General features: G+C 48.6%; 12 protein-coding genes. 10 read left to right on the plus strand and 2 right to left on the minus strand.

Going from position 1 to position 15,898, the window contains the following annotated elements; translation table 11 throughout:
- Positions 1 to 270 precede the first annotated feature (270 nt).
- The 4 genes from DMN77_RS10160 (at position 271) to DMN77_RS10175 (ending at position 5,733) form a co-directional block, all read left to right on the plus strand.
- Positions 271 to 1,719: an amino acid ABC transporter substrate-binding protein/permease gene (locus tag DMN77_RS10160; protein WP_068781352.1), complete on the plus strand. Its 1,449-nt coding sequence runs from the start codon at positions 271 to 273 to the stop codon at positions 1,717 to 1,719.
- Positions 1,712 to 2,440, plus strand: a complete 729-nt coding sequence (locus tag DMN77_RS10165; protein ID WP_068781351.1) for an amino acid ABC transporter ATP-binding protein — start codon at positions 1,712 to 1,714, stop codon at positions 2,438 to 2,440. The genes DMN77_RS10160 and DMN77_RS10165 overlap by 8 nt, the downstream gene beginning before the upstream one ends.
- 206 nt (positions 2,441 to 2,646) lie before the next feature.
- Positions 2,647 to 3,591 (plus strand): VanW family protein, encoded by a 945-nt coding sequence (locus DMN77_RS10170; protein WP_179014766.1) that lies wholly within the window; start codon positions 2,647 to 2,649, stop codon positions 3,589 to 3,591.
- A 165-nt stretch (positions 3,592 to 3,756) separates the two neighbouring features.
- On the plus strand, positions 3,757 to 5,733 hold the full coding sequence (locus DMN77_RS10175) for a methyl-accepting chemotaxis protein (protein ID WP_179014768.1): 1,977 nt from the start codon (positions 3,757 to 3,759) through the stop codon (positions 5,731 to 5,733).
- Positions 5,734 to 5,870: 137 nt separating this feature from the next.
- Here DMN77_RS10175 and DMN77_RS10180 read toward each other — a convergent pair whose 3' ends face one another.
- Together DMN77_RS10180 and DMN77_RS10185 are read right to left on the minus strand one after the other, a co-directional pair.
- A complete protein-coding gene (locus DMN77_RS10180) occupies positions 5,871 to 6,734 on the minus strand; it encodes a CYTH domain-containing protein (protein ID WP_179014980.1) in 864 nt (287 codons plus the stop codon).
- A gap of 115 nt (positions 6,735 to 6,849) precedes the next feature.
- Positions 6,850 to 7,776, minus strand: coding sequence for a LysR family transcriptional regulator (locus tag DMN77_RS10185; RefSeq protein ID WP_179014981.1), 927 nt, complete (start codon positions 7,774 to 7,776; stop codon positions 6,850 to 6,852).
- Positions 7,777 to 7,978: 202 nt separating this feature from the next.
- Here DMN77_RS10185 and DMN77_RS10190 point away from each other — a divergent pair, with 202 nt between their 5' ends.
- The 6 genes from DMN77_RS10190 (at position 7,979) to DMN77_RS10215 (ending at position 15,897) form a co-directional block, all read left to right on the plus strand.
- Positions 7,979 to 8,950, plus strand: a complete 972-nt coding sequence (locus tag DMN77_RS10190) for an ABC transporter ATP-binding protein (RefSeq protein ID WP_068781348.1) — start codon at positions 7,979 to 7,981, stop codon at positions 8,948 to 8,950.
- A gap of 37 nt (positions 8,951 to 8,987) precedes the next feature.
- Positions 8,988 to 10,049 carry an ABC transporter substrate-binding protein gene (locus tag DMN77_RS10195; protein ID WP_372775722.1) on the plus strand — a complete coding sequence of 354 codons (1,062 nt, stop codon included), beginning with the start codon at positions 8,988 to 8,990 and terminating at the stop codon, positions 10,047 to 10,049.
- Position 10,050: 1 nt separating this feature from the next.
- Positions 10,051 to 11,730 (plus strand): ABC transporter permease, encoded by a 1,680-nt coding sequence (locus tag DMN77_RS10200; protein WP_179014769.1) that lies wholly within the window; start codon positions 10,051 to 10,053, stop codon positions 11,728 to 11,730.
- Positions 11,730 to 13,040 carry an MBL fold metallo-hydrolase gene (locus DMN77_RS10205; protein ID WP_179014771.1) on the plus strand — a complete coding sequence of 437 codons (1,311 nt, stop codon included), beginning with the start codon at positions 11,730 to 11,732 and terminating at the stop codon, positions 13,038 to 13,040. The genes DMN77_RS10200 and DMN77_RS10205 overlap by 1 nt, the downstream gene beginning before the upstream one ends.
- Positions 13,041 to 13,424: 384 nt before the next feature.
- Positions 13,425 to 14,783 (plus strand): glycosyltransferase family 2 protein, encoded by a 1,359-nt coding sequence (locus tag DMN77_RS10210; RefSeq protein WP_179014773.1) that lies wholly within the window; start codon positions 13,425 to 13,427, stop codon positions 14,781 to 14,783.
- A 13-nt stretch (positions 14,784 to 14,796) separates the two neighbouring features.
- Positions 14,797 to 15,897 carry an acyltransferase gene (locus DMN77_RS10215; protein WP_179014774.1) on the plus strand — a complete coding sequence of 367 codons (1,101 nt, stop codon included), beginning with the start codon at positions 14,797 to 14,799 and terminating at the stop codon, positions 15,895 to 15,897.
- Position 15,898: the final 1 nt, after the last annotated feature.

The raw sequence follows: 15,898 nt of genomic DNA on the forward strand, positions 1-15,898 counted from the left end.
AATTTGTGAAATAGTGAACGGAGTGAAGCGGTTATAAGTGTTATAAAAAACTTTGATCACCAGCCTTTTTACAAGTGCAAAAATTACTAATAACAGCGTAGTGACGCGGCCTTCCAAGCTTAGGCACATCGTATGGTTTACCCTGCTGGTTGAAATTGTATTTTCAGGATTAACATATTATTTGTTAAAATAACTTATCTGATGGTAGGAAACCTGCCATGAGGATGAAGCGAAGAAATTTCGGGCGTGGGACTGAAAAGGGGAGAACATATGAAGGCTAAAAAGCTCGCATGGTTTACTATAACATTGCTGCTCTTCATGCTGACCGGCTTGTCTGGTTGGGGAGGAGCTGCCGCGGCAGAGCCGGATTCCGGCAAAACTTATGTGATCGGTACAGATATTACGTTTGCACCGTTTGAATTTCAGGACGTGAGCGGGCAATTTGTGGGGATTGACATGGATCTGTTGGAGGCCATTGCCCGGGATCAGAATTTCAAGTATGAAGTGAAGCCGCTCGGCTTCAATGCAGCGGTTCAAGCGCTGGAGTCAGGGCAGGTTGATGGTGTCATCGCGGGGATGAGTATTACCGATGAGCGAAAGCAGAAGTTCAATCTATCTGAACCGTATTATAATTCCGGCGTAGTGATGGGGATTAAAGAAAATAATGAAAGCATCAAAAGCTATGAAGATTTAAAAGGAAAGAAGGTCGCAGTCAAGACGGGGACCGAAGGCTATCGGTTCGCGGAATCCATCGCGGCGGAATACGGCTTCAGGATCGTGCCATTTGATGAATCCTCACAGATGTATGACGATGTGAAGACGGGGAATTCCGTGGCCTGCTTCGACGATTATCCGGTCTTAAAATACGGAGTGGAGCAGAAAAATGGTCTGAAAATCGTAACCGATATGGAAAAGGGCGGTTCCTACGGTTTTGCTGTGAACAAGGGCAAGAATCAGGAGCTTATGGATAAGTTCAATACCGGTCTCGCAAATCTCAAGACAAGCGGGGAGTATCAGACGATATTAGGCAAATATCTCGGCGAGGATGGCTCTGCACCGGTAAGTCAAAGCCGCTGGGGACTGGTACAGGAATCCCTGCCGGCGCTGCTTAAAGGTCTGGGCAAGACGTTGCTGTATACGATCGTCTCGTTATTTTTCGCTTTCATTTTGGGACTTATTTTCGGATTTATGAAGGTGAGTCGAAATCGCTTCTTGCGCGGCGCAGCTACTGTATTCGTCGATTTGTTCCGCGGTATTCCGCTCATCGTGCTCGCTTTCTTCATTTATTTCGGAATTCCGCAAGCGCTTGGCTTCACAATGCCGTTGTTCCTGGCGGCAATTCTGACGCTCAGTCTGAATGCAGGCGCTTATGTGACAGAGATTATCCGCGGGGGTATCCAATCCGTTGACCGGGGACAGATGGAAGCGGCTCGTTCGCTGGGTCTGCCTTATCGCAAGGCAATGATGAAGATCATTATTCCGCAAGCGATTCGTGTAATGATTCCGGCATTTATTAACCAGCTAGTGATTACACTTAAAGACACTTCGATCTTGTCTGCGATCGGTCTTGTCGAGCTGACGCAATCCGGCAAGATTATTATTGCCAGAACATTTGCTTCGTTTGATATTTGGTTGGTGGTCGCAATGATGTATTTAGTGGTTATCACCATTCTAACGAAAATTTCTGGTAATCTGGAAGGGAGAGTGCGCCGTGGGTAAGATTCGTGTCGAAGGCTTGAAGAAAAGCTATGGCACCAATCAGGTGCTGAAAGGAATCGATATGCAGGTCCGGGAAGGGGAAGTCGTCTGCTTGATCGGGCCTTCCGGTTCGGGGAAGAGTACCTTTCTTCGTTGCATTAATCGTTTGGAGGAGATTACGGCAGGACGGGTTATCGTGGATGATCAGGACATTAATGATCCGAAGACAGATATCAATAAAGCCCGCGAAAATATCGGCATGGTATTTCAGCACTTCAACCTGTTTCCACATTTCAACGTGCTGAAGAACATTATGTTCGCGCCGATTGAGCTAGGGAAGCTGAATGCGGCGCAAGCACGTGATACCGCGCTGCGCTTGTTGGAAAGAGTCGGGCTGTCGGATAAAGCCGATGTCTTTCCCAACCAGCTGTCGGGCGGGCAAAAGCAGCGTGTTGCGATCGCTCGCGCGTTGGCGATGAACCCGGATGTTATGCTGTTTGATGAGCCAACCTCGGCACTTGACCCGGAAATGGTTGGTGAAGTGCTTGGCGTTATGAAGGATCTGGCCCGCGAAGGGATGACGATGGTGATCGTTACGCATGAGATGGGCTTTGCCCGTGAAGTGGCCGATCGGGTTGTATTCATGGACGGCGGGTATATCGTTGAAGAAGGTCCGCCGGACGAAGTGTTCGGTAATACGAAGAACGAACGTACCATCAGCTTCCTGGAGAAGGTGCTGTAATAACTGAATCCCCTAATAGTGAATAAGTGCTTGAGCCAGGCATTTATTCACCATGAGGGGATTTTTGTATAGTTTTTATAAACCGTCGGATAGGTTTGACGATAAAGCTGGTGCGTACAACCCTATTGCATGAATCGCTGGAAATCCAATCATACTATCAGGAAGAATCTGAATTCCCCTAAGAATAATCAGAAAGAGTGATTCCTTTGAAATGGACGTCCGTATCCTATTTGCTTCTCTTGCTGCTGCAGAGCCCTGAAGCTGCTCCAGAGCAGGATGAATTGACGATAACTCACGAAGGGAAGCCCATCTCAAGCCTGACCCGGGAGGCGCATCGTCTGCCGGTTTTTCCCCTGCTCGATATGGGGCGATATGAACGATGGATGGATGAGTTAGATCGGATTACTTATAGGGAAGCAACTAATGCGCGTATTAACAGTTCAGGAAAAATCGATCCGGGGCAAAATGGCTATAAGCTGAACAGAAAAGAATTTTTGAAAGCCTACTATGAATATATGTATAGCAGCGGTTCTACTACGATCGAGTTGCCGACCTATCCGGTCTATCCGCGGGTGGATACGGAGCTGCTTGCTTCGCTGCGCTCCAAGCAGATTGGCTACTATGTAACTTATTACAACTCCGGTAATGCCGATCGTTCTTATAATATCGCCTTGGCAGCCAAAGCAATTGACGGCACGGTGGTATTTCCCGGAGAGACCTTTTCCTTCAATCAGGTAGTTGGAATTCGTACGACCGACAAAGGGTATAAACGGGCGGGGGTTATCGTAAGAGGAGAAATGTCAGAGGGCGTGGGAGGCGGGATCTGTCAGGTATCCTCGACGTTATTTAACGCTGTTGACCGGGCCGGATTGAAGGTGGTTCAGCGCTATTCCCACAGTCGCCATGTGTCATATGTACCTCCCGGCAGGGATGCTACGGTCAGCTGGGGAGGTCCTGACTTTGTCTTTGACAATGAATACAACCAGCCCATTCTGATTCGTGCATTCGCCGGGGGTGGAAGCATGGTTGTGAATATTTTCTCATCCGATGTCATTGAATATTCCCCCAAAAAGATTCCTAGCATGTCCGATCGGCTTCCGGAAGAAATGAAAGATATCCGTATACAACCTGAACCAGTTTCGGGAAGATAAACAACAAAATGCTCAAAAATTTGTGGATCAACTTAAAGAAAAAGACATGTTATACATAGTCAAATTATGCTAATATTTTGTGGAACGTTATTACGTCATTGCTGACATATTTCTACATAATCAGTAATGGTTTTGTAACGCTGACATTCATAGGGGGGATTCATCATGTTTAAAAAGTTACAGACCAAGCTTATTCTTATTTTTGCGTTATTGCTTATTGTAGCTATGGTTGCCTCGCAATTTATGACCGGCTATAAAATGAGCAGCAGCTTTAAAAAGGAACTGGATTCAATTGGCACTGAAGAAGCGGTGGCGCTCAAGCAGATAACGGATTTGCGTATTGATAATTTCGCCAAGGATATTTTGCAATTCAGTGAACAGGATGAGATAAGAGATATTCTATTGAATAAAAGCACGCTTACTTCATCCATGACAAATGAAATGAAATCCTATACGAAGAATAACCCGGAGGTATCTGCGATTTATATGGCGGACTCCAAAAAGAATATGTATGATCCTGAGGGGAATATATATGAGTCAACCTATGATCCACAGTCCAGACCGTGGTACAAGCTGGCTAATGACAATAAAGAGCATGTGCAGATCAGTCAGCCTTATGTGGATTTGATAACCAACAAAATGAAAGTTGCGATCTCTAAAGCGATTGTAGAGAATAATCAGGTTCTCGGCGTCATCGCGCTTGATTTGGATCTTGAGCATATTACGAATCAAATTAATGAGACCAATGTTGGATACAATGGCTACGGATTCATTCTGGATTCAGCGGGAGATCCGGTGGTATTGCCGAACTCAGACGGCAAGAATCAAATGGACAAGCCTTATGTTGCAGAAATGTATACAAAGGATAAAGGTAAAATTCAGTACACCGATGAGGGAACGAAAAAGATTACATATTATACAACCTCAGATCTGGCGGGCTGGAAGATCGGTGCTATATATAAGGAAAAAGAACTGCTGACGCTAGTCAATCAGATCCAGCAGGCGAATTTAATCATTACGCTGATCGCTATTATCCTAGCCAGCATTATCGTTTATTTTGTAGCCAGATTCTTTACGAAGCCCATCACTCAATTAACGAAAAGCGTGCAATTAATGGCCGAAGGCGATCTGACGGTTCAAGGCGAGGTTAAATCCAAAGATGAGATCGGGCAATTAACCGCTCACTTCAATTTAATGGCGCAAAAAATGCGCGAGGTGATATCTCGGGTTATTGATTCCTCGGAGAAGCTATCGGATTCGGCGGTTAGTCTCAGTGCGGTATCTGAGGAGACAAAAGCAACCAGTGAAGAGATTGCTCATGCGATGAACGATGTGGCCAAGGGTTCGATGGAAGGCGCGACCAATATAGAAAATATGCAGCGCGTGACCATGGACCTCGATTCGCAGTTCACGTTAATTCAAGATACGATGGATGAAATGCAGGATAATTCCAACAAGACGCAGGAGGCAAGCGTGGACGGCAGGGATAAACTGGTTGTTCTCCAGACGCGTTCCGATGAATCCTTCCGTGAGATCCAATCTATTGAGCAGGTATTAAGCATCCTTGTTGAGAAAATTAATGATATCAAAGAAGTAGCGGCAACGATGAACGGCATTTCCGGACAGACAAATCTGCTGGCCCTGAACGCTTCTATCGAGGCGGCGAGAGCCGGGGAAGCCGGCAAGGGCTTCTCGGTGGTAGCATCGGAGATTCGCAAGCTGGCTGAGAAATCAGCCGAACATGCCGATCATATTCGCAACACGATCGTTGGCATTGTCGAAGAGGCAGAAAATGCAACAGAAGCGATGACCAAGACGAAGGAGATTACACTAGAACAAAATGCAGCGGTTAAAGATACAGAGACGGCTTTTATGACGATTCAGGAATTGATGAATCAAGTCATTCTGTCTATTAATCAGATGTCTGATGAAATGAAGAAAACCGTGACATTAAAGGATGATGTAGTACATTCGATCGAAAGTCTATCCGCGATTTCAGAGGAATCGGCAGCCGCTGCTGAGGAAGTCAGCGCTTCAACGCAGGATCAGCTGAAGGCGATCGATACGGTCTCGCAAGCCGCGGAAGACTTAAGTCAGTCCAGCAGCGAATTAGAGCAATTAGTCAAGCGATTTACGATATAGGATCAATCTATAGGAAAAACGGCGGCAGTCCCAGGCTTGATAGCTTGGAACTGCCGCTGTTTTTTTGCACAATCGGGGTGGACGCCAGAGATCATGGCGCAAGCCGTGGCAGATGAGTAACCGTTGGAATAGGCGCGTCAATAACGATCCAGCACCAGATTTGTCTTTAAGGAATCGGCAGGCACGAGCCATCCTTTGTTATTGAGCAGATTCATCAGGTTAGTACGCTTGGAGGCTGCCGTCTGGTAATCGTCGGTCTTGAAAGAAATTTCCACCACATATTCCGTTCCGCTGCCGTTTGCGCCGATAATCGGCCACACTTCAATATCTGTCTCCAGTCCTTCAAAGGTACCGCTGTATCTGCTGGCCAAAATCGGACCATGCGCATAGGCTTGCAGCAATTGGGCCGTTCCCCAGCCTGGCGCATTCGTCTTATCAAGCTTGCCAGGGATTTTGCTTACCAGCAAATTGAGCGCCTCGGCTTCATTAGGCAAATTCAGCCCTTTGGAGGTCGATTCTTCTTTATCGTTCGAGAAGCTCAGCGTCTGTTTGCTGTAGCCCCAATCGACCTCAGCTTCGTAATTCGTGTCGGCCGCGCTGAAGCCATCAAGGTTAGCCTGGGTCAAAGCAGCGTTGATATCTCCATTCACCACGGCATAGCGTTTCTTATACGTCAATTCATATTTCTTTTTATCTTCTTTTTTGCGGAAACGCACGTTCCAGCCTGAATCATTAAGTGACAGATCCGTTGTATCGAAATATTCTACCAGCATTCTCGCGGCAGGCTCATTCATCTGAAAAGCATCTTTGACCTCATTTTTTAGCGTAAAATCCGGCTTCAACACAGCATCATTGCTTAGCAGAAATTTGACTTCATAGCTTGGCACGGCATTGGCTGCGGCCTCAACCTTAGCCGGGGATTGCCAGCCTGTAGCCAACATTACCGCGCTTAATGCGGCAATCATGAAGGTTTTGCCCAACTTGATCTTGTTCAACTTCATCATTTCAGCTCCTTTAAATTGCAATATTGAAATCTATGGTTCTATATCTACCCTAAGGCTGAAGTGTCAATTTCAGATGAAATGAACGGCGGATTCCGATCAAAAATTACAAGATTTATTCTTGGTCGCCCAAGAGCGGCTCTTGGACAGAACGGCTCCATTCTTGAAGAAGCTCGATGAACCGGAGGCTTGTAGCAGACATATAGCGGTCCTGATTAGTGATGGCATATACCTGGCGTTCGGCGGGGAGGCCGGGGATTGGCCATATCTGCAGCAAGCCGCGGTCAGCCTCCGATTGAACAGCCATTCTGGAAATGAAAGAGATGTGCTCGCCGAGCATAACCGCCTGTTTGATCGCTTCCAGAGAATCGAGTTCCAGTCGGGAGAAGGGGCTAATCCCATGCTGTTCCAGCCATTGATCCGTTATTCGCCGAGTACTTGATGCCCTGCCATGCAGGACGAACGAAGAGGCGGCGATCAGTTCCGGCGTCCATTCCTCTGAGACGGCGAAGCGGTGGGCAGGGGAGCAGGCCAATACAAGCTCGTCCTTGCATAGCGCATAAGCCTTTAACGGATTTTCATGGAAGGAGCCGGTAGAAATGATGCCGATATCGATTTGATGCGAGTGCAGCATTTGAGTGATGGCCGGAGCCGTTTTGACGGATAGAGAGAGATGGATGCCGGGATAGGACTTGGCGAATTCATCAAGCAGCTTCGGCAGGATATATGTTGCAGGTACATAGCTGGCCCCAATTGAGAGCGTTCCTTGCCGCAGGGTATCAAAGTCTTTGACGACCCGTTGGGCTTCTGCGGCGAGTGCATTGATTTTGGCTGCGTAATGAAGCAGGGCATAGCCGGCATCCGTTAGTATAATTCGCCCCATGCGAGTATCGAATAATTTTACGCCGAAGTCGCGCTCCAGATTTTTCATATGAAAGGTGACCGTAGGCTGTTTAAGTCCAAGCAGGTCAGCGACGGTGGTGATCTTATGGTGCTTCTCCAGCAGTTCTATAATCTCCAGCTTCAATAAATTAAGGTTCATCATCTATATTCCCGCCTTTATAGTCTTAGATTCTCTCCCTATAGATTTAATCTATGAATATAAACGCAGTTCATTGAAATAATTAATTTTCATTTTACATAACTCTAATACTCCCTTTGATTCCCGCAGGTAGACTAACTTATGTAGGAACGTAAATAGCAAGAAAACGTACCAAATGCGAACAAGGAAGGGAAATCATCAGATGGATTTGAACATAAGCGGTCTTGGCAAGAGCTTTGGCGGCACTGTCGCGCTGCATCCAACCGAACTAAGCATCCGTCAGGGGAAGTTCACTACGCTGCTTGGCCCATCGGGCTGCGGCAAGACTACACTGCTGCGCTTGATCGCCGGGCTGGAACAGCCGGATACAGGCAGTATCCGCTTCGGCGAAGAGGTGCTGTACAGCGCCGGCAAGGAAGTGCCGCCTCATCGGCGCGGCTTCGGGATGGTGTTCCAGGACTTCGCTCTGTGGCCCCATATGACCGTGTTTGAGAATGTAGCCTTTGGGCTCCGGGCGACCGGGCGCAAGGACGGGATTCAGGACAGGGTCATGGAGGCGCTGGACAAGGTCAAGCTCGCCGGAATGGAGCAGCGATATCCTCATCAGCTGTCAGGCGGTCAGCAGCAGCGGGTGGCCTTCGCAAGAGCTGTGGCAACCCGGCCGAAGCTGGTGCTGTTTGACGAGCCGCTGAGTGCGCTTGATGCTGTGCTGCGGGATGAGATGCGCCTGGAAATGATGTACTTGGTCCGCGAAATGGGGCTTACCGCTCTCTATGTGACTCATGACCAGATGGAGGCCATGTCCATGTCCGATCAAGTGATTGTCATGCAAGGCGGGCGAGTATTACAGCAGGGTTCGCCTGAGGAAATCTACAATTTGCCCAAGCACCCTTTTGTAGCCCGGTTCATTGGGAAGTCAAACTGGCTGGCTGACGGGCAGTCCATGTTCAGGCCGGAGCATATCCGCTTTGAACCAGGCAGCGAACAGGAGGTTCAGTCCTATCAAACTGTCGTAACTCAGGTAAGTTATGTTGGGGATCGTTATGAGGTCCGATTGAAGACGAATGACGCGACCGAGCTCTGGCTGGCCTACTATCCGGAGCGGCTGAGCGAAGGGACAGAGCTGACCATCCATGTACCACAGCGATGCATTCACCGCTTGAATGAAGGCTAATCAAAAGTTACTAAAAATGATTAAAGGGGAAATGATCATGTTCAATTTAACACGTAACGCCTGGAAAAAAGGAAGCGCGCTCGTTCTATCCTTAGCGCTTGGCGCCGCATTAGCCGGCTGCGGAAGCGGCGATGCCAGCCAGAATACAGCAGCTCCGGCAAGCGCAGAGAATAAGCCGGCCCAAGCTGCGGACAAGGTTCTTACGGTATATACCGCAGGCCCGGAGGGACTAGCGAATAAGCTGATTGAGGAATTCCAGACGCAGTCGGGGGTAAAGGTGGAGATGTTCCAAGGCACCACCGGTAAAATCCTGGCCCGTATGGAAGCAGAGAAAGCCAATCCGGTAGCCGATGTCGTTATCCTTGCTTCGCTGCCGTCAGCGCAAGGTCTGAAGAACGAAGGATTGACGCTTGCTTACCCGGAAGCCAAAAATGCCGATAAGCTGAATAAGGATTGGTCCGATTCAGAAGGCCATTACTTCAGCACAAGCGCATCGGCGCTTGGCATCACTTATAATACGAAGCTGGTAACGACCCCGCCGACTTCCTGGAGCGACCTGGCTAAGCCGGAGTTCAAGAACCAGGTGAACATTCCCGACCCGTCGCTGTCCGGATCTGCGCTGGATTTCATTACAGGTTATCTTAGCGATAAGAGAGAGGGCGGATGGTCTCTGTTCGAGCAGTACAAAGCGAATGGCGCAGCGATGGCTGGCGCCAATCAAGAAGCGCTTGATCCGGTTATTACCGGCGCGAAGAGCGTTGTGGTAAGCGCGGTGGATTACATGACTTATAAAGCGAAGGCCAAGGGTGAGCCGATCGATATTGTCTATCCGCAAGAAGGAACGGTGATCAGTCCGCGTCCGGCAGCTATTCTTAAGTCCACCAAGCATGAAGAGAATGCAAAGGCATTTATTGATTATCTGCTCTCCGATTCAGCGCAGAGGCTGGTCTCCGATGCAGCACTTCTGCCAGGACGCACAGATGTGAAGGCCGAGAACCGCGCTAACTTAGATGAAATTCCGCTGCTTACGACTGATTGGGCATGGATGGGCGAGCATGGTCCGGAAGTAACCGATCAGTTCACGAAGCTGTTCAAATAATATGAATAATACGGTACTGCAGCGTCAATTTAAAATCTGGTCGATGGTGCTTGCGCTTCTGGTTCTTGGTCTCCTCATCGTCGTGCCTTTGGCCGAAATCTTCATACAAAGCGTATACCGGGATGGGCAGCTGACATGGTCAGCCCCATTCCGCACGCTGGCAAATTCCGAGATGGCGGCCGTGCTGTTATCCTCGATCTGGCTGGGTGTATGCGTCATTCTAGGAACGACCGTGCTCGCTTTGCCTCTCGCCTGGGTCATGGTTAACACCAGGCTGGGACGGCTGCGCTGGCTGGAGATCGTATTCTTGGTTCCCTTCATGACACCGCCTTACATCGGTTCGATGGGCTGGATTCTATTCATGCAGAAGAACGGCTATCTGGAGCAGCTTGCTCCTGGTCTCGCAGGATTAGGCCAGTCTTTCTTCTCCTTCGGAGGTATGGTTGCGATTATGAGTCTTCATCTGTATCCCTTCTTGTACCTGCTGCTGCGCGGGGCGCTGGAGCGGATCGGTGGGAATATGGAGGAAGCGGCAGCGGTTATGGGTGCGTCCTTCCTGTATCGCTTCCGCCGCGTGATTGCTCCGTTGCTGCTGTCGGCATTTGGGATGGGAGCCATGCTTGTCTTCGTGAAGACGATTGCTGAATTCGGTACGCCGGTTACGTTTGGCAAACGCATAGGCTACCAAGTGATGACCTCGGAGATTCATAAGTATATTTCCAGCTGGCCCATCGATTTCGGCAAGGCGACCTCTTTGGCATCTGTACTGCTAACGACTTGTTTGCTGATCTGGTATGCGCAATCTTTGTTGAACCGCAAATATACTTATGGTCTGGTTGGGGGAAAAGGTGTTCGCCACTCCTCGATGAACAGCGGCCGCTGGCTGCAATGGGCAGGGGGAATCTATGCGGTTCTGCTTCTGCTTATATCTGTGGGCATCCCGTATTTCTCCATCATCGCGGCTTCTACGATGAAGCTGCGCGGAGTAGGGCTCGCCTGGAACAACTTTACGATCGATTTCTACAAGGAGCTTCTGCGCTGGAATTCACCCAGCATGAGAGCTTTGTTAAATAGCTTATGGTTGTCTTTGGTTGCTTCTACGATTGCCGTGGTGCTGGGCACCTGGTTTGCTGTAGCAATCGGGCGCTCCAAATTTCGTCTGCAGCAGTCAATTGATCTGTTCAGCCTGCTGCCTAATACAGTGCCGGGAATTGTCCTGGTCGTAGGATTGATTTTGCTTTGGAATGCCCCGTGGATGCCGATTCCGCTGTATAACACCTACGGTATGGTTATCCTCACCTATGTTGTATTATTTGTCCCTTATACAGTGCAGTACGTCAAGAGCGCCTTCACTCAAATTGACCCTTCGCTATTCCAGGCCGGTCAGGTGTTTGGTGGAAAGCCAGGATATATATTCCGCAGAGTGCTGCTGCCGCTCATCATTCCGGGGATGCTGGCCGGATGGATGATGACCTTCACCATTGCTTCGCGTGAGCTTGTTGGCTCTTTGCTGATCTTGCCTCCGTCCGTGCAGACCTCGGCGACGTATATTTACGCCCAGTTCGAGCAGGGGCAAGTATCGCTCGGCATGGCAATGGCTGTGATCTCCGTGGGAATCACGACGATCCTGCTTATGCTGCTGGAAGTCCTCGGCTCCCGGAAGAAGTGGAACACGGCCTAATGGAACTGAAAATATGGGGTGGAGCCGGGGAGCATGGCCGTTCTTGTTATGTGCTAACAGGAGAACAGCATCGGATTATGCTCGATTGCGGTGTCAAGAAGGAGGGAACGGGGCAATATCCCCTGCTTGATGTCCATCTGATTCCTGAGCTGACGGCCGTATTTCTGTCGCATGCGCATGAGGATCATTCTATGGCTCTGCCGCTTCTATATAAACACGGTTATCAAGGAGAGATCTGGACGACCGGGCCAACGGTATCTCAGTTGGAGCTGTATTTTGCAAATTGGGGTAAATATGTGGCGAGCCGTAATGGGGAGCTTCCCTATGAACCCGCACATATCGCGGCGCTCAAATTCCGTATCTTGGAGGATGAGGTCCCGGCAGGACAATGGTTGCAGCTAAATGACGGGCTGCAGTTGCAGTGGGGGAGGAGCGGTCATATGCTCGGCTCGGTCTGGTTCCGGATTCAAATGGAAGGGCAGCTGCTGTTCTTCTCAGGAGACTTCAGCTGGGAATCTGCTCTGCTGGCCGCTGATTCGCCACGTGCACCACTTCCTGAGAGCCCTACTGCTTCTGCGTCGTCCATGTCAGAGACCCTCTTATCCATTATGGATAATGCATACGGAATGGATGATGAATCCCAGGAGCAGAAACTGAATGCACTCCGGCAGTTTACGCTTGAAGTATTGGGGCGTGGAGGACATGTGCTGCTGCCGGTCCCTGCGTTTGGACGAGGACAGGAGCTGCTGGTATGGGCGCTCGGCACCTTTCCGGATCAGCCGGTCCTGCTGGAACGAGCGATCTATGAAGGGCTGCGACAGATGGCGGAATGGGAAGCTTGGCTAAAACCGGGGAGCCTTCATACGATAGAGGAAGCGATACTTGCACCTCATGTGTATGTTCCGGACACTCAGGAGGAAAGGCTGCGGCTGCTGGAGAGAGAGGAGCCGCTTATCATCTTCACGACGGATGGCATGATGGAATCGCCCCGTGCCCGCTGGTATGCGGAACGCCTCTCCTTATCATCCGCTCATGCGATCGTCATTACGGGCCATGCCAGTGACGGCACCTTTGCTAGGCGGCTGCTCCGGGGCGGGACGGAGGAGACCTACTGCGAGACAGTACAGATGGGTTACAAAATCCATCAGGGCCTGGAAGATGTTCGCTATATGCTGCAGGAGGTTCCCAGCCGTCACACCGTGTTGGTTCATGCTCCTAAGCCGGAGACCGACCGGGTCGTTGCTCGCCTGGCTGGGAAAGGCTACCCCGGTTTGCACTCCTTGCAGGCGGGAGATAGATTACCAATTTAGAAATACAATAATCCTTCGTCAGACGTTAGCCTGACGGGGGTTTTTGGCGTTCTCGCTGAATCTTCTGTGATGCTTTTGTCGGCCTGCAAAGAAGAAATAGATACTCGGCAGGGAGATCGAGGCCATAAAAAGAAACATAATCGTTCCACTAAATAAAGATAGAAGGGATAGATATTTACCCCTTAATAAGACAAATTTATCCCTAATAATACATAAAAAGATAATATTTAACTTATATAGGAAATATAATCCAAAATGCTGTATAGATATGAAAATCGTCGATGTATTCGTTTTCTTGCGATATTAAGCGGTTTTACTATGGGAGGAGGATTGGGCTAGTCTTAGCATGAGAGAACTAGAAAGAGAAAGAGAGGAGAACCCAACTTGTCATTTTTATTGTATGTAATAGCAGCGGTATTTCTTATATTTCAAGCTCTGTATACGGTCATCCCCCTTGTCTGCAGTAAGGTAAAAAGGCTCGATCCCGAGCTGGCGGAGAAATCGATAGCGGTGCTCGTCCCGGCCTATAACGAGGAACTGACGATCAAAAATTGTCTGGATGCGATGGCCGACCTGAAATATAGCAACTATGAGATTATTATCATTAACGATGGGTCCAAGGATAAGACCCTTTCCAGGCTGGACGAACTGCTGCAGCTCGAACTTGACTGCCGGACTCCCGCGCATCAGTTAGCCTACAAGCCTATTAAAGGCGTATACCGCTCAGTCCATTACCCTCATATCCTCGTCATCGACAAGCAAAACGGCGGCAAGGCCGATTCCCTGAATGCAGGGATCGATTATGCTGCATCCGAGATTGTCATTACGTTGGATGCCGACAGCATGCTGGAAACCAATGCTTTGAAATACGTCAATCAATATTTCCATAACAGCGATATTATCGCCCTCGGCGGCACCGTGAAAATTGTACAAGGCGCGGAGAAGCGGGACGGAGCTATTGTCGAGAAGTTCAGGGGCTCAGGGCTGATCAAAAGTCAGATTATCAATTATACACATGGCTTCTATGTACGTAAATTAACGCAGTCCTTTTTTAATTCCATTGTCGTCATATCCGGCGCGTTCGGCGCATTTTACAAGGATGTTCTGGTACAGGTGAACGGATTTCGCAGCACGGTTGGCGAAGATATCGATATTACCTTGAAAATTCACGAGTATTTGAAGGCCAATCGCTTGAAGAAGAAGCTGGTGTATGCGCCGGAGGCGGTCTGCTACACGGAGTGTCCGGAGAATTTGACCAACTTCTACAAACAGCGCATCCGCTGGCAGAAGGCGTTCATCGATTGTGTTCTCATCTATTGGTCGCGGCTGTCGAGCCGTTTTGGCGTAGGGGTAAACCTGTTCTTTGCTATTGACGGCTTTATGCTGGGTACCTTTTCAGCATTTATGATGCTTGTCTATATCGTGCAGATGATATTTTTTGCCGACGGCAATCTGATCCACGCGTTGATCTTCTTTCTAATCACCCTGGTGATCAATGGGCTACAGATCGTAGTTTCATTAGGCCTCTGCAGAAAATACGGCAGCAGCTATACGATTCAGGACTATATTAGGATGTTCCTTTTTAGTCAACTGGATCTGCTCACCTATCGCAATGTACTGCTATATATCAATATCGCCGGGACGTTCAAATATTTTGATAATGATGAAGGCTGGGGGTTTGTGGAGAGAAAAGGCGTCGCAGCCATTAGTCAAAATATCGTATCCGGATCGCATTCAGGATAGAAGGAGGACTCCCATGAATACAGTTATGGAAAGCAAACGAATCCTATACGTAGATTGCTTGAGAATTTTATCGATTATTGCTGTGATTGCCCTGCATTACACGGCGGAGATACTTACTGCCTCGAATGATTTTCATACGGCTTCCTGGTGGATCAGCAATTTTTTCAATTCCATATCACGGTTTGCCGTTCCTGTCTTTTTTATGATTAGCGGAGCGATGATCCTGCGGACAGAGGTTCAATCCTATCAGGCTTTTTTTAAGAAGCGGATCGTACCCTTATTAATTTCACTGGTCAGTTGGTCGTTGATCTACGGGTTGTACAACCAATATGTGATTTTGAAAAGCGAGATGAATGGCTTCGAATTTCTGCTCGATTTTAGCTACCGTCTGCTGACCGATCGTAATTATGTGCATCTTTGGTTTATTTACGCGATTATCGCCATTTATTTGACAGTTCCGTTGCTCAGCAAATGGATCAAAGCTTGCGGCGAGAAGGACCTGAGATATTACTTGTGCTTATGGTTTGCTGTAAGCATCGGGGGCCGCTTGCTGAACGATATCGTGGAACGGCTGACAGGGACAGGGATCAGCATACCGCTCTTAAACATACCGTTCTTTACGGGGTATCTCGGGTATTTTATATTAGGCTACTATCTATATCATTTCGATCTGCCTGTGAGAATGAAGAATAGAATGTTCAATCTGGGCGTCCTTTCGTTTTTTATTGCCCCCGTTGCGACTTATTTTGTGTCTGTACAGAGAGGCGTGCTTGACGAAATGTTCTACGGCAACTATTCCATTACTACTTTTTGTATGGCTGTCGGCATGTTCGTTTATTTCCAGGCTAAAGAGGAGGCGCTGAACGCGAAACTGAATCATAAAGTACAAAAACTGCTTGGCTCCATCTCCAAAGCCAGCTTCAGCGTATATTTGATTCATCTGTTAATCGAGATGATGGTATCGGGCAAGACACCGCTTGAGGCTTCGTTGCTGGAGGCCATTCTGGGACTCCTGGCGAATATTTTCCTCATCCTTATAATCAGTTATGTCACCGTCAAGATTCTGAATTTAAATAAGGTCACAACCTATATTCTATTTGGCGGAAGAGGGTGAC

It is taken from the genome of Paenibacillus sp. 79R4, assembly GCF_013393165.1.
Taxonomy (GTDB): domain Bacteria; phylum Bacillota; class Bacilli; order Paenibacillales; family Paenibacillaceae; genus Fontibacillus.

Excerpts from the sequence above, each read along its gene's own strand:
- DMN77_RS10160 (WP_068781352.1), top strand. The coding sequence starts at position 271 with ATGAAGGCTAAAAAGCTCGCATGGTTTACTATAACATTGCTGCTCTTC.
- DMN77_RS10175 (WP_179014768.1), top strand. The coding sequence starts at position 3,757 with ATGTTTAAAAAGTTACAGACCAAGCTTATTCTTATTTTTGCGTTATTG.
- DMN77_RS10180 (WP_179014980.1), bottom strand. The coding sequence starts at position 6,734 with ATGAAGTTGAACAAGATCAAGTTGGGCAAAACCTTCATGATTGCCGCA.
- DMN77_RS10185 (WP_179014981.1), bottom strand. The coding sequence starts at position 7,776 with ATGAACCTTAATTTATTGAAGCTGGAGATTATAGAACTGCTGGAGAAG.
- DMN77_RS10190 (WP_068781348.1), top strand. The coding sequence starts at position 7,979 with ATGGATTTGAACATAAGCGGTCTTGGCAAGAGCTTTGGCGGCACTGTC.
- DMN77_RS10195 (WP_372775722.1), top strand. The coding sequence starts at position 8,988 with ATGTTCAATTTAACACGTAACGCCTGGAAAAAAGGAAGCGCGCTCGTT.
- DMN77_RS10200 (WP_179014769.1), top strand. The coding sequence starts at position 10,051 with ATGAATAATACGGTACTGCAGCGTCAATTTAAAATCTGGTCGATGGTG.
- DMN77_RS10205 (WP_179014771.1), top strand. The coding sequence starts at position 11,730 with ATGGAACTGAAAATATGGGGTGGAGCCGGGGAGCATGGCCGTTCTTGT.
- DMN77_RS10215 (WP_179014774.1), top strand. The coding sequence starts at position 14,797 with ATGAATACAGTTATGGAAAGCAAACGAATCCTATACGTAGATTGCTTG.